Origin of the sequence: Paenibacillus sp. FSL H8-0283 (assembly GCF_045040675.1) — a bacterium.
Lineage (GTDB): Bacteria > Bacillota > Bacilli > Paenibacillales > Paenibacillaceae > Paenibacillus > Paenibacillus amylolyticus.
Genome location: NZ_CP150295.1, coordinates 2,149,688 through 2,172,524, shown reverse-complemented (window position 1 = coordinate 2,172,524; position 22,837 = coordinate 2,149,688). Strand labels below are relative to the sequence as shown.

Annotated in this window: 20 protein-coding genes; 8 read left to right on the top strand and 12 right to left on the bottom strand. The window is 47.8% G+C overall.

Annotation, left to right across the window (positions count from 1 at the left end):
- Positions 1-90: 90 nt before the first annotated feature.
- Positions 91-1,761, bottom strand: coding sequence for an ABC transporter substrate-binding protein (locus tag MHI52_RS09945; RefSeq protein ID WP_405158947.1), 1,671 nt, complete (start codon positions 1,759-1,761; stop codon positions 91-93).
- Between the two features lie 171 nt (positions 1,762-1,932).
- On the opposite strand from MHI52_RS09945, the gene MHI52_RS09940 reads away from it, so the two are divergent.
- The 3 genes from MHI52_RS09940 (at position 1,933) to MHI52_RS09930 (ending at position 3,196) form a co-directional block, all read left to right on the top strand.
- Positions 1,933-2,262, top strand: coding sequence for a YtrH family sporulation protein (locus tag MHI52_RS09940; RefSeq protein ID WP_026081169.1), 330 nt, complete (start codon positions 1,933-1,935; stop codon positions 2,260-2,262).
- A gap of 21 nt (positions 2,263-2,283) precedes the next feature.
- The gene (locus MHI52_RS09935; RefSeq protein WP_036609856.1) at positions 2,284-2,772 is read left to right on the top strand and encodes a hypothetical protein; all 489 of its coding nucleotides are present in this window, start codon (positions 2,284-2,286) and stop codon (positions 2,770-2,772) included.
- Positions 2,773-2,854: 82 nt separating this feature from the next.
- Entirely contained in the window at positions 2,855-3,196 is a 342-nt protein-coding gene (locus tag MHI52_RS09930; protein ID WP_036609858.1) for a YtpI family protein, read from the top strand.
- Between the two features lie 145 nt (positions 3,197-3,341).
- Here the strand turns inward: MHI52_RS09930 and MHI52_RS09925 are convergent, their stop codons facing one another.
- From MHI52_RS09925 to MHI52_RS09915, 3 genes are all read right to left on the bottom strand, one after another.
- Entirely contained in the window at positions 3,342-4,676 is a 1,335-nt protein-coding gene (locus MHI52_RS09925) for a DRTGG domain-containing protein (RefSeq protein WP_036609860.1), read from the bottom strand.
- A gap of 212 nt (positions 4,677-4,888) precedes the next feature.
- On the bottom strand, positions 4,889-5,173 hold the full coding sequence (locus MHI52_RS09920) for a hypothetical protein (RefSeq protein WP_085981456.1): 285 nt from the start codon (positions 5,171-5,173) through the stop codon (positions 4,889-4,891).
- A gap of 195 nt (positions 5,174-5,368) precedes the next feature.
- Complete coding sequence (locus MHI52_RS09915) at positions 5,369-5,716, bottom strand: YlbF family regulator (RefSeq protein ID WP_036609862.1); 348 nt, start codon at positions 5,714-5,716, stop codon at positions 5,369-5,371.
- Positions 5,717-5,953: 237 nt separating this feature from the next.
- On the opposite strand from MHI52_RS09915, the gene MHI52_RS09910 reads away from it, so the two are divergent.
- The 5 genes from MHI52_RS09910 to MHI52_RS09890 are packed head-to-tail and all read left to right on the top strand — an operon-like array spanning position 5,954 to position 12,316.
- The gene (locus MHI52_RS09910; protein WP_076318368.1) at positions 5,954-7,321 is read left to right on the top strand and encodes a YheC/YheD family protein; all 1,368 of its coding nucleotides are present in this window, start codon (positions 5,954-5,956) and stop codon (positions 7,319-7,321) included.
- Between the two features lie 50 nt (positions 7,322-7,371).
- On the top strand, positions 7,372-8,562 hold the full coding sequence (locus tag MHI52_RS09905; protein ID WP_076318367.1) for a YheC/YheD family protein: 1,191 nt from the start codon (positions 7,372-7,374) through the stop codon (positions 8,560-8,562).
- Between the two features lie 60 nt (positions 8,563-8,622).
- The gene (locus MHI52_RS09900; protein ID WP_036609869.1) at positions 8,623-9,996 is read left to right on the top strand and encodes a YheC/YheD family protein; all 1,374 of its coding nucleotides are present in this window, start codon (positions 8,623-8,625) and stop codon (positions 9,994-9,996) included.
- Positions 9,996-11,102 (top strand): YheC/YheD family protein, encoded by a 1,107-nt coding sequence (locus tag MHI52_RS09895; RefSeq protein WP_338708286.1) that lies wholly within the window; start codon positions 9,996-9,998, stop codon positions 11,100-11,102. The genes MHI52_RS09900 and MHI52_RS09895 overlap by 1 nt, the downstream gene beginning before the upstream one ends.
- Positions 11,103-11,137: 35 nt before the next feature.
- Positions 11,138-12,316 carry a YheC/YheD family protein gene (locus MHI52_RS09890; RefSeq protein ID WP_143781262.1) on the top strand — a complete coding sequence of 393 codons (1,179 nt, stop codon included), beginning with the start codon at positions 11,138-11,140 and terminating at the stop codon, positions 12,314-12,316.
- Positions 12,317-12,378: 62 nt separating this feature from the next.
- Here MHI52_RS09890 and MHI52_RS09885 read toward each other — a convergent pair whose 3' ends face one another.
- From MHI52_RS09885 to MHI52_RS09850, 8 genes are all read right to left on the bottom strand, one after another.
- Positions 12,379-14,301, bottom strand: a complete 1,923-nt coding sequence (locus MHI52_RS09885; protein ID WP_405158946.1) for an alginate lyase family protein — start codon at positions 14,299-14,301, stop codon at positions 12,379-12,381.
- A complete protein-coding gene (locus MHI52_RS09880) occupies positions 14,298-14,633 on the bottom strand; it encodes a cupin domain-containing protein (protein WP_036669940.1) in 336 nt (111 codons plus the stop codon). Before MHI52_RS09880 ends, MHI52_RS09885 begins: the two co-directional genes overlap by 4 nt.
- 68 nt (positions 14,634-14,701) lie before the next feature.
- Positions 14,702-16,099 carry an ABC transporter substrate-binding protein gene (locus tag MHI52_RS09875; protein WP_405158945.1) on the bottom strand — a complete coding sequence of 466 codons (1,398 nt, stop codon included), beginning with the start codon at positions 16,097-16,099 and terminating at the stop codon, positions 14,702-14,704.
- A gap of 134 nt (positions 16,100-16,233) precedes the next feature.
- Positions 16,234-17,838: a helix-turn-helix domain-containing protein gene (locus tag MHI52_RS09870; RefSeq protein WP_405158944.1), complete on the bottom strand. Its 1,605-nt coding sequence runs from the start codon at positions 17,836-17,838 to the stop codon at positions 16,234-16,236.
- Positions 17,839-17,849: 11 nt separating this feature from the next.
- The gene (locus MHI52_RS09865) at positions 17,850-19,691 is read right to left on the bottom strand and encodes a sensor histidine kinase (RefSeq protein ID WP_405158943.1); all 1,842 of its coding nucleotides are present in this window, start codon (positions 19,689-19,691) and stop codon (positions 17,850-17,852) included.
- 14 nt (positions 19,692-19,705) lie between these two features.
- Positions 19,706-20,575 (bottom strand): carbohydrate ABC transporter permease, encoded by an 870-nt coding sequence (locus tag MHI52_RS09860; RefSeq protein WP_101313340.1) that lies wholly within the window; start codon positions 20,573-20,575, stop codon positions 19,706-19,708.
- 203 nt (positions 20,576-20,778) lie between these two features.
- Positions 20,779-21,669, bottom strand: coding sequence for a carbohydrate ABC transporter permease (locus tag MHI52_RS09855; RefSeq protein ID WP_036669926.1), 891 nt, complete (start codon positions 21,667-21,669; stop codon positions 20,779-20,781).
- A gap of 205 nt (positions 21,670-21,874) precedes the next feature.
- A complete protein-coding gene (locus MHI52_RS09850; protein WP_076252725.1) occupies positions 21,875-22,561 on the bottom strand; it encodes an HAD family hydrolase in 687 nt (228 codons plus the stop codon).
- Positions 22,562-22,837 lie beyond the last annotated feature (276 nt).

The following is a 22,837-nucleotide window of genomic DNA, read 5'->3' as shown; positions in this document are numbered from 1 at the left end:
AACGATTCTCATTCTCATTATATACACACCCAGATATTTATGAATGGATATTTGGGCGTCCCGATTTGGATTTTTGCGAAGTCGGCAAGTTCAGGTCATACGTCTTATCAGTCTCTTCCTCTTCAAAAGATCTAACATCTCATGAATGGCATATTGAGTGGCAAGTGGGGAAAACGAGAAATTATACCACTCCGTATTGCTAAGCACATACACCTGATGATTCTGCACAGCCAGAAGCCGATCCCACATCGGGTGATCATAAAGATGAAGCCGGGCATCTACCCCATCCTCCATCTGAAGCAGAATATGATCAGGCTGAATTTCAGCGAGATGTTCAACGGCAACCAGCGTTCCCTCCCCAGAAAAAAGAGATGCCTTGGGCATGTTCAAATCCAGCTCCCGGTACAGCATACTCCCCCTTGAAGACTGTTCCCCATAAAGCGTTATTCCCTCACGGGTCAGACGAATGTAGACGATAGTCTCACCAGGAATAAGCGTCTGTAACTGTTCTCTTGCCTGGTACAGCCCCTCATCAAAATTGCTGATCACTTGCAGCGCCTGTTTGCTTTTTCCTAATAATTCTCCCAGATCTCTTAGTTCCTCTCTCCAGTTGCTGCGCTCAGGTAGAAGCACCGTTGTTGCAATTCGGTTAAGTTGCTCATAATTCATGCTGTCCTGCCATGCGGACGCAATGATCAGATCGGGTTTCATCCTCCGAATTTCTTCCAGGTTGAGTACATGACTTCTCTCCCACTTGCGAACTTGCTTGAACGATTCTTTCAGGTAATGCGGAAATTCACAAAACGGCGCTTGGGCAGCTATTGGAGTCATCCCAAGTGTATATAACAGCTCAGGTGCAGTCATCGTGGTTCCTAAATATCGACGATTATGCAGATACAGACGGGGGGAACGTCCTACTTTTTGCTTGAATCTTCGGCTGAAATAATGCTCATCTTCATAACCGACCTTACGGGCAATCTCATAGACACTGTCTCCAGTAAGATTCAATAACTCCTTGGCCCGTTTCATGCGTAATTCGGTGATATAATCACTTGGATTTTGATTCGTGATTTCCCTGAACCTTACGGTGTACCATTTGCGGCTGACATTAGCCATCTGCGCCAGTTGCTGGACCGTGACAGGTTCGTCGTAATGTTCATCTAGGTAGTCAATCGTTCTTTGTACAGCCTGATCGGGCTGTTTCGAGTGAACTTCAGATTCAGCTTCCCTTCTTATATGCTCGACCACTGTACATATCCATTGTTGAAAAAGAAGATGACACCACATTGGATCATGCAAGTCAGTATGTTGAAATGCCTCCACGATCTTCTTAACATCCTCCACAGCAGCATGTTGAAGAGCAACGAAGTTGCTCTGCTCAAGCTCATGAACGTCCCCATCATGCTGCTTGTCCCATGGATCTTCCGTGGGCGCCAACTCCTGCGTCAGCCTAACCCTATGACATTGAATGATATAACAGACCAGTGGAGTTGAACCCCGGTTGACCAGAAAGGGCGACTGCCCTTTTTCGATTAAAAGCAAGTCATGGGGACGAATGGATTGGATGCCCTCTTCCAGTTCAACCTCTCCATCGCCGCTAACTCCAAGAACCAACTCCACGCCAGATACGGCAGCAGACCTCACAGCTACACCTGTGCCGAAGTTATACTTTTCCCCTGCGAGCAAGCTGACCTGCACGGCATCTTTCAGCACCATGGTCCAGTCTCTGAATAACAATCCGTATTTCGTCTCCAAGTTCATATCTTTATCTCCCCTGCCAGACTGTGAGTAACTTTAATCGCTCGATACATTTTTATCGACATTCTATCATAACGTTTGGGGGCACGCCCATACAATAGAAGTACAAGCCGCTCCCCCTGTGACAGACCGAAGACAGGAGGTGTGCTGCTAGGTCTGAAAGGGGTGTTGCCAGTGAGCACATTTTTGTCCAAAGCCATTCTTGATTTCTTTATTGCGTTTGGAATCGTGCTGGGCGGCGCGATGATCGGAGGTATTGGAGCAGTGATCTCTCTTCAGCCTCCGACACAGACGATGCTCGATATTTCTGGAAAAATAAAGATATGGGCACTCGCAGCCGCTGTCGGCGGCACAATAGATCCCATGCGTGTCATCGAGAGCAATTTCCTGGATGGTAACCTGTCTCCGGCGGTCAAACAAATCCTGTATTTGATCTCTGCTTTTATGGGCGCGCATATGGGAACCGAGCTGGTGAAATGGGTGTGCGGCGGAGGCCGGAGCTAATATGAGACAGGAACAGCGTTCATGAGAGTTCCGCCATTTTCTCGTTACCGCCCGCTGATGCGAATGACCGCTGTGTTTGTTCTGGGAATGATCGCTGGATGTGTCGTCTACAACGGCGTATTTCACCTGAGTTACAATGCGTTGTGGCTGAACAATCAGGAGCTGCAGCTTCAGCTGCATCAGAATGAGGAGGATATCAAAACGCTGAAAAAATACAGTAAACGCCAAACCGTTATCAAGGAAATCAAAGTCCGTGCAGAAGAATCGGACAAGGGGCCAGACGAGGCTTCTCTGAAAGTGATGTTACAGAAGCTCGGAGACGAACTTGAGGTACTTCGGGGCAGAGATGTATTCAACATCGATGAGTATAGCAAAATGACGCGAATCATGCTGAATCAGAAAGTGTACTCGGTCAGGGAAAAGGAGTACACCGTTCAGGTCAAAACGATGCTGGTTATGGAAGGCGTACTGCAAGTTTGGGTACAGATTCGCATGCACGTTCCTGCGTAACAGCAAAAAACTGCCCTTGTCTGCATCTCTGCATGGTACAATAAGGGCAGTAAATGCTTTCCAGAAAAGGAGCTGCGTCTTTGTGTTCATTGATGTACTCAAATATGCTCTAATCGCCATCTTTGCTGTTGCCATGGTTTTTGCAGCGTTGAACAGTATTCGTTCACACAGAAGCTCGGATGCTACCAGCGCCGGTCTGTACCGTTCGTGGACAAATATCTGGATGGGTGGCATGCTTGTTGTGCTTGCACTGATTCTGATGTTTGTCTTCACAGGTTCCACTTTATCTGTGATTGTGGAAGCGCTATTTCTGATTATGGGTGCGTATAATGTATTTGCCGGAATACGTAACCGCAGTTATTATGCGCGGCTTCAACAACGGTCCAGTAATGGATCAGGTAAAACCTCCGGACAATCTGCATGATTCGTTGAAGCTCTATCGTTGTGTCTGCAAAAAGAGAGTACTTCCCCTTCATTAAGCGAAGCCAGAACCGCGCGACAGCGCAACCCGGCAGAGCTTCTTGATCAGGGAGTACTCTCTTTGTCTATGCCCGAGGCAACGTACCCTGCTAGGCATGGTCAATCGACTGCAATGTCATTACCGCTTTGCATACCACACTGCCTTCACGGGTAACCACAATGTCCATTTTGCACGTTCGACGACTGGTTTCCAGAATTAACGGTCGAACCAGGATCTGATCCTCAATCTGTACCGGTCGAACAAAATAAGTTGTTACATTATCCACCACATGGTCGTTCCCTGTAACATCCCACGCTGCCCGCCGGCCAGCCTGTGTCATCACATTCAACAGAACACCTTCGGAGATCGTACCCAGATCCGTTGCCATCTGAGGAATGATGAATCCGTGAAATAACAATTCGTTCTGTTCACCGCGCTCCTCAGCAAACCCGTTCCAGATCAGATGATCAAACGTCTCTCCCAGTTGTGGCTGCTTCTGTGCATCCCGCATGGCCTGAAGCACTTCCTTGCGTGTGACGGACGCAATCAGTTTGCGATTCCGATCCACAATTGGCAGAAAATCGATGCCCTCCCAGGTCATAATCTGGGCAGCAGAAGCAAGAGATGTCTGCAATGAGGCCGTAATCGGGCGGCGTATCACACATTTCTCAATACTTTGATCTTCTTTCAGCTCACTAACATCCTTCAGACTCACAATCCCGATGACCCGGTTCCATTCATCCACCACCGGGAAGCGATGTTCACCCGTCTCTGAAACCAACATATGAAAATCTGCGGCTGAACTGGTCACCTTCAATACCTGCAAGCGAGGTTTCTGACCAATGATATCCTCAACAAGCATAATTTTTTTCTTAATCAGCCGGTCGAAGATCGCACGGTTAATCATTGAAGCCACCGTGAATGTATCATGTCTGGATGAAATAATCGGTAGCCCAAGCTCGTCAGCCATAATTCTTACTTCACGACTTGTCCCAAAACCACCCGTAATCAACACGCCCGCTCCCTGTTCGAGGGCAAGCGAGTGAGCATCTTCACGGTTACCTACAATCAGCAGACTCCCAGCGTCAATATAACGGGCCATTGCCTGTTCTTTCATCGCTCCAATCACATACTTGTGCAGCGGTTTGGCGAGACCTTCGTTCCCCCCCAGCACATGGCCCTCCACAATGGTCACGACATCAGCAAAGGTCAACTGTTCCGACATGCCCCGAGGTCTCTTCTCGATCCGCACCGTTCCAATTCGTTCCTTGGTCACGACCAGCCCGAAGTTCTCCGCCTCTTTCACCGCACGATACGCTGTCCCTTCACTTACACCCAGCTCCCGCGCAAGTCCACGTACTGATATTTTGCTGCCAACCTTCAGTTGTTCAATATGTTGAAGTAACTGTTCATGCTTCGTGACGTTCTCTTCCTGTCCGTCCAACTGTACCACCCCCGAAGATGCATCTGTACTATACTGTATCTATTATAACACGGCTTTAGGAAAATAACCCCACCCCTACCCATTCTCACAGGCAAGTTCGCCATCTGAATTTAATCATCCCATTAACCTCTAATTCTGTATGTACCAAAAAAGACCGGGGCCCCTTTGTACCAAGGGATTCCGGTCTTCCATGTTGGATCTCATACTGTACCTTATACAGACTCGCTCCGCTCCTGCTTGTCCAACAGTTTCATCTCCCACTGCCGCAGCTTCGCCCGGCGAACGGCTTCCAGTGCACGCTTCTTCTCTTCATCCACACCGAGAATAAAATGCAGATGTGCACCAACGATTAATAAGGAGAACAGCACCCATACGATGCCAAAAATATTAACCCAGTCCATTCCTCCAGCAAAGGAAATCCGCGGCAGTGCAATGACCAGCATCGACAACGCAATAAGCAGATAGATCACATGTTTTGCTTTTTTCAACCTCTTCACCATTCACAGCTCCTTCGTTCTTGATCGACTCTATATGTCTAGTCTATGAACGATAAGGAGCTAATATGAAAGGTTCAGGTAAAAAACAAGACAACCTTTTAGTACGTGTTCAAATAGATCAGTTTTCAGTACCGAGAAGATGGAATGAAGCTAGGCATCCTTCGTAATCAAAAGTGGACTTTTTGAACTACCTTTTTACGCTTCAGCGCCACCGTACAGATGACCCAGGCTGTCAGCAATAATTTTATTCACGTCTTCAATGATGACACTGAGGCGACGCTCCGCATCAAACAAACGACGGATGTTCAGATTCAAACTCAGTACTTCAAACAGCTTCTCCATTTTCTCCATCTCATCCGGAGCTGGCATATCCCCGCTCATCATACGTTGTTGCAATTCCATTTGTTGATCACGGAAGTTATCCAGCATTGCTTTTGCATCCGGATCAGCTTCAATCAGCTTCATCGCGGAAGTAATCTCTTCCACCTCGCTGCTTTCTCTCAGTGCTTTGGCCAAATCATTGGCTTTGTCATAAATGTTCACTATTATTCCTCCTCAGATTGGTTTGTTCATCCGTGTTAATACACGCTTTTCTCTCCTGTCAAACAAGGGCGCTCTGAAACAGGCCATCCATAACCTGCCTCGAAATCAAATGCATTTAATCCATATGGGTCAATCACCAAGGGTTATATGTCCTCATATGATGAAGCACATGCCATGTTCAGATGCCGTTCAACTTCGAGATCAGACATCAAGTTGCCGCCCGGAAGGAGATCCGTGATGTCCACTAAAAAAGTAACGATTCAGGTTACCGGCTCGGGCATCCTGCAGGACGACGTCATCATGCTGGGCGAAGGGGTGCTTAAGGCGCTTAAAATCCCTTCAGGAAGGCCGCTTCAGTTGCAATTTGGCTCTTTCCGCCGCGAAGTCACTGTTATTCCGGTACCAAGGTATGACGGGCTGCGCATCAATCAGACAGTTGCCAGCAAGACCGGTCTCGTTCCACGTTCGGTCCTGAGGGTATCCTATCGTTCAGCCAGCCGTACGCTTCGCCTTGGACCCTACATCAGTGTACTGGTTAGCCAGGATTATCCCGATCAGCCCGATCGGCCCTTTGGCTCCATCACGATGTTCTGTCAAGAACTGGTGAACGCCTGCCGTAAGCAAGGCGCCTATGTATCCTTTTTCACACCGGAGGATATTGGAGCGGTAACGGGTTATATGAAAGGCTGGGTGTATGATGACGGCTGGAAAAAGACTGTTCTGCCTGTAGCAGACGTCGTCAATAACCGGCTAACGTCCCGCAAGCTTGAGAACAAACCTAGCGTACAGCATTTTATGAAAGAAGTAAAATCGCTCTACGGCACGCAAACCTTCAATGAAAAGTTTCTGGACAAAAACGAAGTGTTTGACGCACTCAAGTCCATTTCAACGCTTAAACGAGTTCTTCCCGAGTCTCATTTGCTCAAGACGTCTGCCATGCTCAAGACGATGTGCAACCGACATCCGGTTGTATTTCTGAAGCCCGTCCGCGGTTCTTTGGGCAAAGGGATCATCCGGGTCTCACGTCAGATTGACGGAAGCTTTCTGACTCTTGCGACTGGCGTCGGGGGCACCCGGAAACAAACGTATACTTCTCTGGATAAACTGTATGCCAGTATGTCGGGGAAAATGAAAACAACGCGTTATCAGATCCAACAAGGGCTGACTCTCATTGACAACAGTGGCAGACCCGTGGATTTCCGTGCGCTCGTGCAAAAGAACCGTACAGGTAAATGGAGTGTAACCTCCATCGTCGCCCGGATTGCGGGCGGGAGTCACTACGTATCCAATCTGGCACGGGGTGGAAGTCTCAGCACCGTCAAGGATGCTGTTGCCAAAACACAGTTGACTGGATCAGCCAAAGCTTCCGCGTATGCAGGATTGCACACCGCAGCATTGGATATCGCCAAAGGGATCGAGAGTGCCATCCCTGCTCATTTTGGTGAACTTGGTATTGATCTGGCCTTGGACACCACTGGGCGCGTATGGCTGCTCGAAGTCAACTCCAAACCATCCAAGAATGATAATACACCACTGAGTGAGAGCAAGATCCGCCCTTCCGTCAAAGCCATGCTCGAATATTCTACGTACCTGGCGGGTTTTTGAAAAGTTATTCCCTATGGGAAACAAATCTGATAGAGGAGAGGTGCAGCGTAATGTTTCCAACATCTCAGACCAAGACACTGGCCATTCTGGTACGTGCAACCGAAGGCTCACCTCCCTTTACGGATGAACTTTTCTGCCGTCGTCTCAGTTTGGGGAGCATGAAATACGCCCTTCAGATTATTGTGATCCCGATATCAAATGATACAGTCCATCTCCCTCTTCAATGGGGATATGTCTATCATCAAGGGAAGTGGAATTCGGTACCTGTTCCTGCAGTCGATCTCATTATGGATCGTTGTCTTCGCCCTATCTCCAGGTACGTCAGACAACAGCTTAAGGAATGGATACCAACCAACGGCACAGATCAACACCGTTATTGGTCTGCTTCCCTTCCAGGAAAATGGGAGGTACATCGTGTGTTGTCCCGAAATCCTGAATTGAGGTCACAACTTGCTCCCACAACCCGGATCGGATCGCATATTCCTTGGGAAACATGGCTGGACCGTTGGCCCAAAGGACTGTTCTTCAAACCGGTATCCGGAACTCATGGCAAGAATACCTTTCGCCTGTCTCAGGGAGCGACTCCATCAACATGGGTCGTGGAGGGGCGTAACGAGGACAATGAAAACTTTTTTCTTACATTCAACCATACCCAGGCTGTATCTTCCTGGCTAGCATTACATCAGGCTGAGCGTAAGATGATCGTGCAGCCATATCTGGAGCTTAGCCATCATGGAAGAGCATTCGACATACGGGCTCTAATGCAAAAGAATGGGCAAGGTCGCTGGACGCTTACCGGATGTATGGTACGGGAAGGACCCGAAGGTTCACTCACGTCCAATCTTCACGGTGGGGGTAAAGCATATCCTGCCCACGCATATCTGCTCCAGCGATATGGAACGAACCGCACGGAAACTCTGCTGAAGAGCATCCGGCAGACTGCTACTCTTATCCCCACCCTGCTGGAAAGCCGTTTCGGCAGGTTAGCCGAATTGGGGCTTGATTTCGGAGCAGATGCAGAGGGCCAACTCTGGCTAATTGAAGTCAACTCCAAACCAGGCCGCACCTCATTTGCAGAAGCGGGCGACCGACGCATGCATACCCTGACTTATACCCGGCCGCTTGCCTATGCCCGTTATCTGTTGCAACAACATGTTCTCACGGACGTCTTTCGTCCAATGAAATTGCCGAATACATCCAGCAAAGCTGGCCTGAAACCCATCCCGATTCACGGCGGCTGAGGCCCGCAGCGCCCGCTTGCCATGGAGCCCAAGGATCTTTTCAGGATAGGAGGATAAATCATGAGTTTGACCTTTTGCAATCTGCATTTCACCAAGCAACCGGATAAAGTGGTTTATGTATCCAACGCTTTAATGAAGAGCCTCAACCTGTCCGGCAAAAAAACGGTGCACCTTCGCTTCGGGCGTGACCGGGTACCTGCAACGATCAAACCAATCAAAAAAGCAGGTAAACATCTGTATCTCGCTTCAGGTATCCGTAATATGATGAACGTTCCCAAACGGGGCAGTATTTATCTCCGGAATTTGCAAAATGATGAGGTCCAGTTAGGTCCACTGATCGGCGTACTCTCTGATGGGCCTGCGACGAGCACGAATCCATTCGGTTCCCGTACTGGTTTCATCAAACAGTTACTCCGTGAAGGCAGCCGTAAATCCTACATTTACGCATTTACTCCTCGGGATATCAATTGGCAGAACGAGACTGTATCGGGTTTTTTCCTGAATGATAACGGAAGCTTTACCCGCAGAACCGTACCTCTGCCCGATGTTGTCTACAACCGGTTACCAAGCCGTCGTTCAGACTTCTCACCAGCAATCAACCAGCTGCGGGAACGATTTGTTCGCCGAAAAATTCCGTTCTTCAACTGGAGCTTCTTCAACAAATCGGATATCTATACGTTGCTGGAGAACGAGCCGGCAGCAGGACGGTATATCCCTGAATCGATTACCAATCCTTCTGTTGAACAGATGAAGGAAATGTTGGAACGCCATCAGTTCGTCTACTATAAGCCTACTGCAGGAAGTCTGGGGAACGGGATCTACCGCCTGACTTATTCGCCCAAACGTGGATATTTCGCACGTTATCGCAAAAAAGGCGGTAATGCACTCCTGCGTTTTGGGTCCTTCAACAGTCTGATGCGCATGCTTCAGGGAAGACATGGTAAGCAGCTACGCGGATATGTAGTTCAGCAGGGAATACGCCTAATTGAGATTGATGAATGTCCAATTGATTTCCGTTTTCACATGCACAAAAATGGTAACAATCAATGGGTTGTTGTCGGAATTGGAGCCAAAAAGGCAGGACGTGGCAGCGTCACAACACACATCAAAAATGGCGGCTCCCTAATGACTCCTGAGCAGGCGCTCAGTCGCAACTTCGGCGATCGTGCGGGAGAAGTTCTTCAGCATGCCAAATCCGTCGCTATTACACTGGCCCAGGCGATTGAAACCCAGCACCAGCATCTGATTGGTGAGATTGGCTTTGATCTGGGCATTGATCAGGAGGAACATGTATGGATGTTCGAAGCGAACGCCAAACCCGGGCGCTCCATTTTCCGTCACCCTTCACTCCGGGTGGAGGGCAAATCGTCGGTGGAGCACATCTTGGAACACTGCCTGTATTTGAGCAAGTTCCGGAAGAAGGAAGAGATTTGATGACCCTTCATGATGATTTCAAACCTGTCATTGCTGTTTTGACCATGCATGATAAACAGCGTATGTTCAGGGGAAATCATCAAAATTTTCAGGATATCTTACAGACAGGCGAGAGCATGGGATACGTGGTGTACATTGTAACTGTACGGGATCTGAACGTGAGTGGCCCCACCGTGAAAGGATATACGTACAACAAGGGGAGTGGAAAGTGGGTTTCACAACCTTTCCCCCTTCCCCATGTTCTGTACAATCGTATTCCCAACCGGGAAGACGAAGGAAAACCTTCCGTGCAGCGTAAAATTGACGAATGCATGCAATCAGGAATCGAACTGTATAACCCATTCTTTTTCAACAAATGGGATCTGTTCGAATGGCTCAGGAAATCCAAATCGACTCAGCAACTGATCCCTTATACTCGGCGGATGAGAAGTGCTTCTTCTCTGGGTGCCGTTCTACGGGCGTATCCCTATCTGTACCTCAAGCCCGAGAGCGGCAAAGCTGGCAAAGGAATCATGATGCTTAAATTTCAGGAAAAAGAACGGCTTCCCTATCGTCTCAAAATACAAACCACACGTAGAAGCACGACCTATAAAGCATCTACACTTGCCAAGTTATGGGCACGAATTCGCAAAGAAACCGGACATACGCCTTATATCATGCAACAAGGCATTGAACTGGCATCCTCTCGTAAACGCCCCTTCGATTTGCGTGTTCTTGTACAAAAGAACACCAAGGGCCAATGGAGCGTAACCGGTGTAGGAGCGAGACTTGCTGGCTCCCGCAGCATTACAACTCATGTGCCGCGCGGCGGGAGCGTAGAAGACCCTGAGAAGCTGCTGACCGATCTTTTTGGCGAAGAAATGTCAACAACCCTGATGAAACGTGTGAAATCCACTTCATTAATGATCGCAAGACAGGTAGAACGGGGATCAGGTTACACGCTCGGAGAAATGTCCATGGATCTGGGCATTGATGACCTGGGGGAACTCTGGTTCTTCGAAGCCAATGCAAAGCCCATGAAGTTTGATGAACCACAGATCAGACGGCGGTCATTGGAACGTATATTTCACTACAGCGCTTATCTTGCCCGTCAGTCCAAACGATGATAGACAGGAATACTGCAAAAAGAAGGTGATTGTTTGTGTCCTCACCTGTTCTGGGCATTATGACGTTGTACTTAAATGAACATCGCGCTCTTGAAGAACGAAGCGTTTATCGCAGAATGATTCTTGAAGGGCGCAAGCGGGGACTCGATATCTATGTATTCACACCAGCCGACGTACACCCCGGCGGCAAACAAATTGAAGCCATGGTTTTTCATGAAGGAAAAGGCTGGTCCAGGGAGTGGCGATCATTCCCGGACCTGATCTTTGATCGTTGCCGGATTCAGCGTAACCGAAGGTTCCAGCAATTGCTTGCTTTTCGTGAGAAATATGGGCATCTGCTCTTTCTGAACAGGCCACTGCGCAATAAATGGACCATCCACCAGACCCTTTTGCAAAAAGCCAACTTTCGTGAACACCTGCCGGAAACCGCTCTATTTCAGGATATGTCCGATGTAAACCGGATGCTTAAAGTTTCTTCTCTGGTCTATCTCAAACCCATTAATGGAACAGGCGGACGTGGTATTCTGCGCATTGAACGCAGCAGTAGCGAGGCTAATACAGTGCTTGTTCAAGGGCGGGATCAGAAGCGTCGTATCATCACTCCACGTAAAGTTCATTTATCACGACTTGGCGCGTTGCTCCAGCACTGGAACATGAAAGACAAGTATCTTGTACAAAAGGGTATTCAACTTCAGCTTCCGAATGGACGTGTGCATGATTATCGCATGCTCGTTCAGAAGAACGGAGAAGGACAATGGGAGCTTACTGGATGTGCTGGACGCATGGGTGCAGAAAAAAGCGTAACCTCCAATCTGCATGGCGGCGGTCAGGCAATAGCGATGGACCGACTCATGAAGCAATGGATCGAAGATGACGACCTCCGGGCAGAAATTAACACAACTGCAGAGAAATTCGGCATTGATGTTGCTTCGTTTCTGGAAGATACGTATGGGGACCTATGTGAGTTGGCACTGGATTTGGCGATTGACAGAAGCGGGCGTATCTATCTGCTTGAAGTTAACCCCAAACCTGCACGTGAAGTATTCGCTCGCATCGGGGAGCGGGATATCTATTATAAAGCCATCACTCAGCCGCTGGAGTATGCCTTATGGGTATATCGCAACAGACCTCCCGGAACGGCCAGAAAGCCAGCCAGTCCCAAGCCCGTTACGCAAAAATCACCCAGAGTAAAAAGAAAAAATAAAGCCAAGTGAGTGAAGAAAAAGCAGGAGTCTATGTTCGCCAAGTGCGAGCATAGACTCCTGCTTCACTGTTTTTATTTCTGTTCTTTCGACCATTGCAGCGTGTCGTTGTCAATCACAATATACCCTTTTTCCTCACCTTGCACATAAGATAATGCCAATCTCATCAGGTCAGGTTCCAGTAGGCATGTGGTTACACGTGTAACCTGGTCTGTATGATCCGCGGGGAGGCACAACGTCAGAATACCCACTTTACCCGAGAAATCAGTCTTGCCCTGGATGACCGATGTTTCCGACTTGGAACCATACACCTCAGATACCCAGCCGGGCTGCTCTGTCAACGCGAAGGCTCCCTTCCCGATGCCTGCCGTAACCCATTGCATCGTCAGCGTTATGGAAGATGCCTCATAGCTCATATCCGCCGTCATTTCTCCAGCTTCATTCATTCTCAACGCAATATCCGCTTGCGGATGCAGGTGAAAACGTTGCTCCAGAGTATGCTCTGCTTCTGCCTCCAGCCAATCCACAATTAATAGTATAGGGATCTCCACCCCTGCCAGCATCCACCGACGATGTGTAACTGGATCTGGCAAATGTGTATATCCATCCTGTGAAGCATCAATGAAGTGATAGCTGTCATTGCTCTCCCAACGTAGCGTTGTGGCCTGAGCCTCCGGTTCACCCCATTGCTGTGTGGAGAGATAAGGTGTCTGATCCAGACCATCCACCGTGACGGTATTGTGCGCCCGCGTACTTTTGAAATACCGACGCCATTTCCCTTCTTCATACGTATAACGTCCGGTGTCCGTGAAGAAAAGCTGGTTCTTCCACATCCACTCCACATTCAGCGCATCCGCATGTCCGTGTGCTCCGCCCATGGCAGCCGCATCAAAAAAAAGATATTGATACTTGTCCCTCATGACATAATATCCAGTCTGCGGAAAGGCTCGGCTCGACAACACCGGAGAAGAAGAAGCCTGTAGTCTGAGGCATCGCTCATATTTTTCTACACCCAGCAACCAGAGACACTCCGAGCTATCCGTTCCGCGAGCCATCAAATCATCATCGTCCAGGATCGCTCCAAGCAGGGTCAGTCGTTGTCGTCCATCGCCAACCCAATCCGAATCACCAATACCGGTAGACTGATGATCTGGTCGGATCAGCGCCTCAGTAAATGCGGCCATTTGGCGTAGACAGCGGGCATACCATGCCGAGAAAGGATGTCCTGAAATCTCACCCAATCGATAAGGGGTGCCAAACATTTCGATGCTGGCATTGTGGTAATGTGTTGTCAGTTCAACCTGTATCCCTTCTTCACCCAACTGATGCAACAAACACAGCTCAAGACGTTCCATTGCCACTTGACGCCAGTATGGACTTCGCGGGTGCTGGTGGTAGAACGTAGCGATCATGAACAACCCTTGCATATGCATAATGGCATGATTTATTTCCGTGCTGCCGAGGTAACGGCTCAAAAACTCGGCGTGCTCGTCCAGACCTTGTCGAAACTCCGCCTGAAAGCCTTCGTCTATCAGTGAACTCGCTTCCATATATTTATATGCCGATATCCAGGACTGCACACGTAGTCCCGTCTCCAGCAGGCGCCACGGACCGGGTTTTTGAAAGAACACAGCCTCGTCGTAAACCAGATTTACAGGTACCGGGTTTTGCTGTCTCCAGCTACGGAAGTGGTCAATAAATGCTGTTACATATAGCGGATTGCCCTTCATCAGATACGCCTTGCCCAGATCGAGCATATGCCAGTGTCGATTGATGCCCCATGTGAACTCCAGATCATTGGTCGGGTTGTGAAGCCAGTCCACGGGTGTCCCCATCGGAATCCAGCGATTCAGATCGTTGGTATAAGGAACGATAAATTCATTCAGGATGGCACGATTGGCAATCGTGAGCGAATTTCGGGCTTCTTCCGGAAAATGTTTTTCATAATATTGGGCAGCCCGTTGCAGGTCCGTTGCCGAAAGGTAAAAATCGCTCATTGGGACGCCTCAAGAAAATCCTGACGGAACGGGGTAAACACATCCAGAATGACGGAGTCCTCCAGTGCCTTAACCCCATGCGGGACGTTAAAACCGGCATAAAAGCTGTCCCCTGCTTTTAAGATGCGAGTTTCTTCACCGACCTGAACCTCAAAGCTACCTTTGACGATATAACTGACCTGCTCGTGCGCATCATGGGAGTGAACTTCTCCAATACCACCTTTAGCAAAGGTAACCTCCACCATCATTAATGTACCGCCCATACCCAAGATCTTGCGGGAACTCGTTTCGTTCACGATATGTGCATCGATAGACGCATGATTAATAATCATTTTGCTTTTCCCCTTTCCTTGTGAATAAGCGACCGAAGTAGTTAAACCACGGCCGCTATGAACGTTTATTAGTCTTCTGTGGACAATTTACCCTGAAGTTTGGAAGAATCAAACGAAGGATCAGCAGTTATGTTGGTCAGCCCTGCCGCTTTGGTTTTCTCCAGAGCTACATTGTACCTTGTATCCAGATCCTTGATCACAGCATCGAGATCGCCACCCGTGAATACAAAGATTGAAAAAGCCTCACTCCATTTGGTGCCTTCCAGTGAACTCTCGGTCACTACACTTGGATTTGCAGGGAAAATGGCATCATATCGTTTGGGCAGGAAACCTTCAATGCCCGGAATGCTTGGTTTTTTGTCAGAGCTTAATACAGCAGGAATCAGTGAGATTCCGTATCCTTTTTCGTAATACTCACTCTGAAGATCTGTGCTGTACACATACTCCATAAACTTCCATGCCGCTTCCTTGTTGGCAGAATCTGCATTGATGCCGATGTAGGAGCCGCCGATGACTTGTGAAGCGCCCTTGATCGTTCCATCATTAGTTGGTACAGGAGCGGCTGCCCAATTTTCTTTTGTAGGAAACTGATCTTTATATACACCTGGTTCACCGGAGTGGTTAATGTACATTCCGATTTTGCCTTGAGCAAACTGGGCTCTGAGTGGATCGATATCCAGACTTTCAACCCCTGGCAGCATGCTGCCATCCTGATTCATCTGACGAAGCGCCATTGCGATATCCTTGTACATCCCAAAATCAAATTGACCAGTCTTGTAGTTGTAACCATCAATACCAACATTATTGCTTGCACCTGCAATCGTATTGGCTGCTCTCCAGAAACCGCTGCTGCTCTTGAATGGGCTGGCAAAGCCATAGATGCCTTCACTTTTACCAACTTCGGTAATTTTTTTGGCATCCGCAACCATCTCAGCCAACGTTTTTGGTGGACTCTCGATCCCTGCCTTTTTGAAAATATCTTTGTTATACACAAGCCGCCAGACCTGCCCTGTATTGGGGAGGGAATATATTTTTCCATCAATCGTGTTTTTATTTTCAATCAAGCTGTCTTTAAATACAGCCTTCATCTCATCACTCATGTATCCATCGATCGGGGCGAGATACCCCTTCTGATAATACGTCTGAAAATCATTAACTTGCAGCACATCGGGTGCCTGCTTGCTGGCAAAAGCAATATCGACCGCCTGTGGATAGTTGTCCCCCATCACGGTCATCTCCACTTCAATGTTGTCCTTGTTCGTCCGGTTGAACTCATCGATCTTGGATTTCATAAAATCAGCATCATGGCGGTCCGGTGTCCAATATATGATTTTGGTTTTCCCTCCGGCACTCTCCCCGCTGATCCCCGATTCGCTATTTGCCGAAGTACCACTGTCAGCAGAACAACCTGCCAAACTTAGCGCCAGCAATGCACTTAGCGTAGTCACCATCCACTTTTTAACCATTGATATGCCCCCTTATGCTTGTCTGGACAACCCGTTTGGTTATCCGTTAACGTAATGATAATCGCTACGCTTTCATGGAGGTGAGGGACATTCTGACTTTGCATGGTGGGAAAAATGACGATCCGTATCTGTTTTCAGTTCTCATACATTTGCCTGAAGCAGGTTGGCGTCATGCCGCAATATTTCTTGAACAAACCGCTGAAATAAGGCCTGTCCTCATAACCCAGCCTCTGGCAGATCTCTTGCACCTGTACACCTGCAACCAGCAATTCTTTGGCCTTTTCCATCCTCATCTTAGTAATATATTGAATTGGCGTTATGCCCGTTTCCTTTTTGAAGGCATTGGCAAAGTAACTTGGACTTAAATGTACGGATTGGGCACAGGCATGCAGCGTCAGATTTTCTGCAAGATTCAGACTGATATATTCCTGTGCTTTGCTAATGGCCTGTTTGACATCGGTGAGACGTTTTTTGTCCATAATCTCGCAACCCATACTGCTAAAATGTTTGATATATCCCCTCCAGCCCTCAAACGTCAAGGATCGCATCGCCTCAAGCACCGTCAGGTCGGCCTCCAGACGCAAGCGTTCCTCTGCTGTAATCTCATCACAAAAAGCACGGTAGATGGCAAAAGCCAGTCCAGACAGCAAACGAATCATCGTGAGCGGCTCGGGAAAACCTTCGGAAACCTGCCATTCTTCGAGAATTTCATCAATGATGCGGTGACAGGTGCTCTCATTACCACATTTCAGTGCGTAAAAAAGCTCTTTCTCCTTCTCCAAAGGATACACCGGAGCCACACATGCCTGATTCTCCAGTTCAGCATACTGGAGGATGCAATTTCCTTCACTGTAAAAACGATAGGATATCGCCTGATCTGCATGTGCGTAGGACGTCCAGATTTCCTGTGGTCTGTGGGCAATCGTACCCACACCAATCGAGACTGTTTTTTTGCTGAATCGCTCCACATTTTGGCGGCATTGCTCCAGTAGCTCGGAGACGTCGATCTGGCTTGGTGTGTTCAATATGGCTGCAAGCCGGTATCGGTTTTCCCGTAAAACAACGCCCTTGGTATAACGGTTTATGGTTTCTCCCACAATATTTTGGACCGCAAAAGGAACGATTTCGGCATCCAGATGCATCGTGTATCCATATCGCGTATAACCATCCACCTCAATGACCATGACGAGAAGATTGGAGGAATCGAGATCAATCTGCAGCTCATTCCAGCGACTTTCATTCAGGAAACCCCCGATTTCATGACGCAACAAGCCCAGTAGATAGCTGTGACGCTCATACTGGCTACTGCTCTCCACCTTCTGCTCCAACTGTTCCAACTGCTTGCACTGTGCCTGCTCTTCCGTAATTACCTGTCTTACCTTCAACACCGCACCGAGTATTTCTTCAGGGGTAAACGGTTTGAGTAAATAATCGGATGCACCCATCTTGATGGCTTCCTGTGCATATTGAAAATCCGAATAACCACTGATGAAAATAAATCTGGCTCGCAGTCCGGCATCCAATGCCCGCTTCATTAGCTCCAGCCCGCTCAACTTGGGCATCCTGATATCACTAATCACGATGTCGGGTTGCTGCTCCAGCAACAAGGACCAACCGCGCTCTCCATTACTCGCCGTGCCTACAATCCGAACCTGGTGATCTTCCCACGGAATAGTTGAAGATATGCCCTTTACAACTGCCTGGATATCATCCATAACACACATCGTCAATTGGCCCATACTGCCCCTCCTCAGGTGATCGGAATCGTGATAACAACCGTTGTTCCCACATCTGTACTGCTATGAAATACAATTGAGGCCACATCCCCGTAGTGCAGGCTTAATCTGCCATGGAGATTGGATAGGGCATAACCTTTGCGTCCCCCGTCAGGAACATCCTCAGCATAGATGCTGGCTACATCCATACCACATCCATTGTCAGCCACCTCCAGCCGTAGTGTGTCACCCTGACGATCAATGCGGATCAGAATAACGCCCAAATCTTCTTTGTCATTGAATCCATGCAGGATGGAATTCTCCACCAAGGGCTGGAGTAATATTTTTAAAATATCAACAGCGTAACAAGAGGGGTCCCCCACCTCAATCCGATAAACAAACAGATCCTCGTAACATTTTTGCTGAAGCTGCATGTATTGTTCGACATGTTTGATCTCCTGATCCACACTGGTGATGTCTTTCCCATCATTCAGTCCCAAACGGAATAATAAGGATAAGGAGACGATCATCTCACTTACATCCTTCTTCTCTCCGCTCTCACTCTTCCAGAACATCGTATTAAGGGTATTGTAGAGGAAATGAGGATCAACCTGCGCCTGAAGCGCCTTGACTTCAAACCGCCGTTTGTCTTGCTCCGTTGTCCGTACTTCTTCAAACAGAATCTGAATCTGGTCCAACATCCGATTGAAACGATGCCCTACAGCGCTAACTTCATCGTCATACTTGCTGCGAAACCGTACATCCAGGTCATTGGACTCCACCTCAACCATCAGGCGTCGCAGTTTGTTAAGTGGCTTCAGCAGAGCGGAGGCCACCAGGCTGGACAACCCGAGTGCAAGCAAAATGCAAAACAACATGATCAGGATAATCAGCCAGCGTATCTTTTGGAGGGGGGACAACAAGTCAGCCTTGGACTGTACACTTACCATGACCCAATCCTCGTTCATCGACAATGCCGAATAGTTAACAAGCATGTCCTCCCCCTGATCGTTCCTGTAGGTAAAATCCCCAGCATCGCCACGGCTAAACTGTTGGGTAAAGTCAGACTCCATAATGAAATCGTAATTTCGGGACCTGGGCCGAATGACTTCATTTCCGTTTTTGTGCAACAAAAACAGTTGAATCTGGTTATTCATGAGATCCTGCGTCAGAATGTCTCGCATCGCCTCTTCCTTCATATTGACGACCATATATACATTCGAATAGGTATGATTATCGATCACAATAGGTTTGAGCAACAGAGATAACACATTTCCTTGGGATTGGAACAATTGACTCTGATGTGAACCAAACCACATCGTATTCCAGCCTTGCAGCTTCACGTAGCGTCCGTATTCCCTGTCGAATGAGTTATTGCGATTCGGAAAGTCTTTGGTCGAGAAAAAATCACCGATGGGTGTTGTCAGATATGCAGTATCAATCAGTGGCTCTACGAGCTTCAATTGAGCAAACGATGTTTGCAACAGCGAGAGATTCTGATAATAATGAGATGTATTATTTTTTCCCACGTCCTTCATGACCTGGGTGAACGTTTCATTGAGCATAAAAGAAAAAGAGGATACAACAATGTGCCTTAGATGTTCATCCATAACCTGCACTGATTTGTTCAGAATGCTTTGTTTCAGTTCAAGTGCATTCTGCTCAATGCTTCGTGCAGCAAAGAGATAAGAGCATATCCCGGTCACACTGATGCATAAGACAACGAGAAAAATGTACAGCAGCTGTATTCTTTTTTTCAGGGACATTTTATAAAAGTCGAATATCATCGGCGTTCGCTCCTTGAACACGGCTTGGCCCGTCCGCTGTGAATTAAAATGAGTATAGCACAGTGGAATAACCCGTAAAACCGTTTCCATGATTGTGCTCACGCCTATCCTTTCACAGCTCCCAAGGTCACCTGCATGAATGATTTGTTGGCAAAAATATAAACGATGAGCAGCGGCAAAATGGACAGACAGGCTCCGGCCATCATCAGTTGGACCTCAGCTGCAGCTCCAATGCCATATCGCAGATTAGCCAGCCCAACCGGCAAAGTCTGCAAGTCCGGATTGCTCATAGTGAACACAAAAGGAAGAATATATTCATTCCATGAACTCTGAAATACACCCAGACCTGCAACGGCGAGTCCGGGGCGCAGGAGAGGAAGAATAATTCGCCAGTATATGGTGAAGAAATTACAGCCATCAATCATCGCCGCTTCATCCAGTTCGCGCGGAATGCTCTTGAAGAAACCAATCAGAATAAAGTATGTGGCAGCGTGTGCGCTGATCAGTATAATAATAACGCCCCACAACGTGGTATTCAGCCCCAGCTTGACCATGAGGTCAAATTGCGGACGCAGCACAACCGCGCCTATGGAAATAAACAGAGTAGATGCCATGAGCAGGGTGTACCCCTTTTTCCCTTTGAAATTCACTCGATCCACAGCGTAGGCAGACATCGAAGCTACCAGCAGTGTGCCAACTGTTGTACTGATGCTAACAAACACGCTGTTCATCGTAAAACCCGAAAAATTGGCGCTTTTCCAAGCCTGAGCATAGTTGGAGAACTGCCAAATCTTCGGCCAGATGGTAGCTCCTCCGGTCAATTCCTGGTTTGTTTTGAAGGAACCGAGCAATACAAGTATGATGGGGAACAGCGACAGCAGAGCGATTGCGATCAAAAACAACCAAAGTACCGTTCGTTTGGTCCAGCGAATGAGTTGGGGAGACCCTGAGGGCGCAAGTACGTTTTGAGTCATCATCGTTTCCTCCTGATTCATTTTATACGTGTTCAAAAAGGGTGGTTTTCAGTACCGAGAAGATGGAATGAAGCTAGAAATGGAGTAGCGGAGCGTAGGGAAAACTACGTGAGCAACGGACATTTCGGCTGAATTTCATATTCGATGCTGATCATGCTGCTAAGCATGATTCGTAATCAAAAGCGGACTTTTTGAACAACCTTTTAATAGACATCATTGAGTTTTTTGGATATCCGGAAATAAATGAGCGTCACAGCCCCTACGATGAGAGCCGTTGTAAAACCGACTGCACTGCCATAACCGAGCTGCTGGAGTGATTGTGTGTCAGCCGACACGGGAAACAACAGTTTGAACAAATACAGATACATCACCTCTGTTTTGCCATACGGCCCCCCTTCGGTCAGCACCATAATACTCTCGTAACCTTTCAGCGCCGTGGTAATTGCCAGCATGATGATCATCTGCAAGACAGGACCCAGCAACGGAATCGTTACATTTCGCAGTTTCTGAAACTCACTCGCTCCATCCAGCGATGCCGCCTCATATAACTCTTCAGGAATGCTCTGTAGACCGGCAATGAACAACAACATATAGTTGCCCACAGCCCCCCAGATGGCGATGATGATGGTTGTTAGCATGGCATGTTCAGCCCCCAGCCAGCTAATAGGTTCGGAGATCACATGATACTTAAGCAGCAATTGGTTCAATATTCCGTTATAGGAGTTGAAAATAATAAAGAATACAATCGCCATGACCGAAGCGCTAAAAATAGTGGGAAGATAATAGATCGCCCTAAAGAGGGATCGCCCTCTCCATTTGCGATTCAGAATAATCGCCAAAGTTAACGACAGTGGAATCGTAACGACGAGTTTGCCCAGGGCATACACACCCGTGTTGCCTACAGAATCCCAGAATTGCCCGTCACGCAAAATGCGTCCAAAATTATCAAGCCCGATAAAGACCGGCGTCCCGATGCCTTGATAATCATAGAACATGTAACGCAGCGCCCATAACAGCGGATAGATCCCGAATACAACAGTTAAAAAAAGACTTGGAAAGATGAACATATAGGCATGTATTTTGGATGGTTTCACCAGAATCGGACCCCCTATAGCTTTTGAATGAAGTATAGAGGGAATATGGAGGAAAGCGGGATAGGGAAATCAACTTTCTACAGGGGAGAATGTGACTGCATGATCATACAAAAAAACCTGTATTCAACGAATTTCCGTTGAGTCTACAGGTTCATATCATGCGGTTCGTAATCTTAAATCTCAGTAAACGTATACAGCGTAGAGGCTACTCTGCTTCATCATACAGACGCAGCAGTTCTGTAAAATCAGAGATGAGCACATCTGAGCCTGCAAGCTCCTCATCACGACCGAACCCGGCATAGGCACAGCCGATGACCGCCTGACCGTTCATTTTACCCGCTTCCACATCAGAAGAGCGATCCCCCACCATCCATGCGTCCTGAATACGATGTTTCTCAAGCAGGATCTGCACCAGATTAATCTTGGAAGGAGTCTTGTACTGGCCTGCACTGTATACCCCTTCAAAGAAAGGCATAATCTCGTGTGCAAACGCCACACCCTTCACATAGTCCTCCAGCCCGTTACTTGCGACAAAAAGACGCACTCCTTGTTGTTTTAATGATTGCAGTGTTTCTTTCACCCCAGGATACAATTGAGAACTTCCTTGATCAAGCCCCTCAATCTCCAGTTGAAGCAACAGTTCGTCTGCCCGGCGATGTGCCGCTTCCGACGCCTCAGGCATAACCACTTTCCATATATCTTCGAGCAACATGCCCAAACTTCCCAGCATCCGTTCCTCGGGTGGAGTTTCTCCTTCAAAGTGCCCTTCGGCACGCAATGTATCAAATAGTTGCTGGTAAGCTGGCAACAACAGGGTCTCTGTCTGGAACAGCGTACCATCCATGTCAAAAATCATCGCTTCCGGTTTGAGCAATACCTTCTCTTTATTCATGTCCAATGTTCCTTTCGGATTGGGATATTGTATATGTAATTGGAATCGTTCCCTTCCCATGATAAACATAACGTTTGAACGTGTAAACCAACGATTGTAAAACATCATCAACCCCAACCTTATACAGCATTAACCAAACGTTATATTGTAGTTAAACAAACTATATACAAAAGAAGTTTATTTACGTATAATACTAAAAAATAGTGCTTTAGACACCTAATCTAAAGACCTACAATTATCACATTTCCGTTTTTTTCGACAACTACATATACCCCA

Bases quoted from the DNA above. Each gene is read 5' to 3' on its own strand.
- MHI52_RS09900 (WP_036609869.1), top strand. From the start codon at position 8,623: ATGAGTTTGACCTTTTGCAATCTGCATTTCACCAAGCAACCGGATAAA.
- MHI52_RS09865 (WP_405158943.1), bottom strand. From the start codon at position 19,691: ATGGAAACGGTTTTACGGGTTATTCCACTGTGCTATACTCATTTTAAT.
- MHI52_RS09905 (WP_076318367.1), top strand. From the start codon at position 7,372: ATGTTTCCAACATCTCAGACCAAGACACTGGCCATTCTGGTACGTGCA.
- MHI52_RS09860 (WP_101313340.1), bottom strand. From the start codon at position 20,575: ATGACTCAAAACGTACTTGCGCCCTCAGGGTCTCCCCAACTCATTCGC.
- MHI52_RS09885 (WP_405158946.1), bottom strand. From the start codon at position 14,301: ATGAGCGATTTTTACCTTTCGGCAACGGACCTGCAACGGGCTGCCCAA.
- MHI52_RS09870 (WP_405158944.1), bottom strand. From the start codon at position 17,838: ATGGGCCAATTGACGATGTGTGTTATGGATGATATCCAGGCAGTTGTA.
- MHI52_RS09850 (WP_076252725.1), bottom strand. From the start codon at position 22,561: ATGAATAAAGAGAAGGTATTGCTCAAACCGGAAGCGATGATTTTTGAC.
- MHI52_RS09880 (WP_036669940.1), bottom strand. From the start codon at position 14,633: ATGATTATTAATCATGCGTCTATCGATGCACATATCGTGAACGAAACG.
- MHI52_RS09910 (WP_076318368.1), top strand. From the start codon at position 5,954: ATGTCCACTAAAAAAGTAACGATTCAGGTTACCGGCTCGGGCATCCTG.
- MHI52_RS09945 (WP_405158947.1), bottom strand. From the start codon at position 1,761: ATGAACTTGGAGACGAAATACGGATTGTTATTCAGAGACTGGACCATG.
- MHI52_RS09895 (WP_338708286.1), top strand. From the start codon at position 9,996: ATGACCCTTCATGATGATTTCAAACCTGTCATTGCTGTTTTGACCATG.
- MHI52_RS09875 (WP_405158945.1), bottom strand. From the start codon at position 16,099: ATGGTTAAAAAGTGGATGGTGACTACGCTAAGTGCATTGCTGGCGCTA.
- MHI52_RS09935 (WP_036609856.1), top strand. From the start codon at position 2,284: ATGAGAGTTCCGCCATTTTCTCGTTACCGCCCGCTGATGCGAATGACC.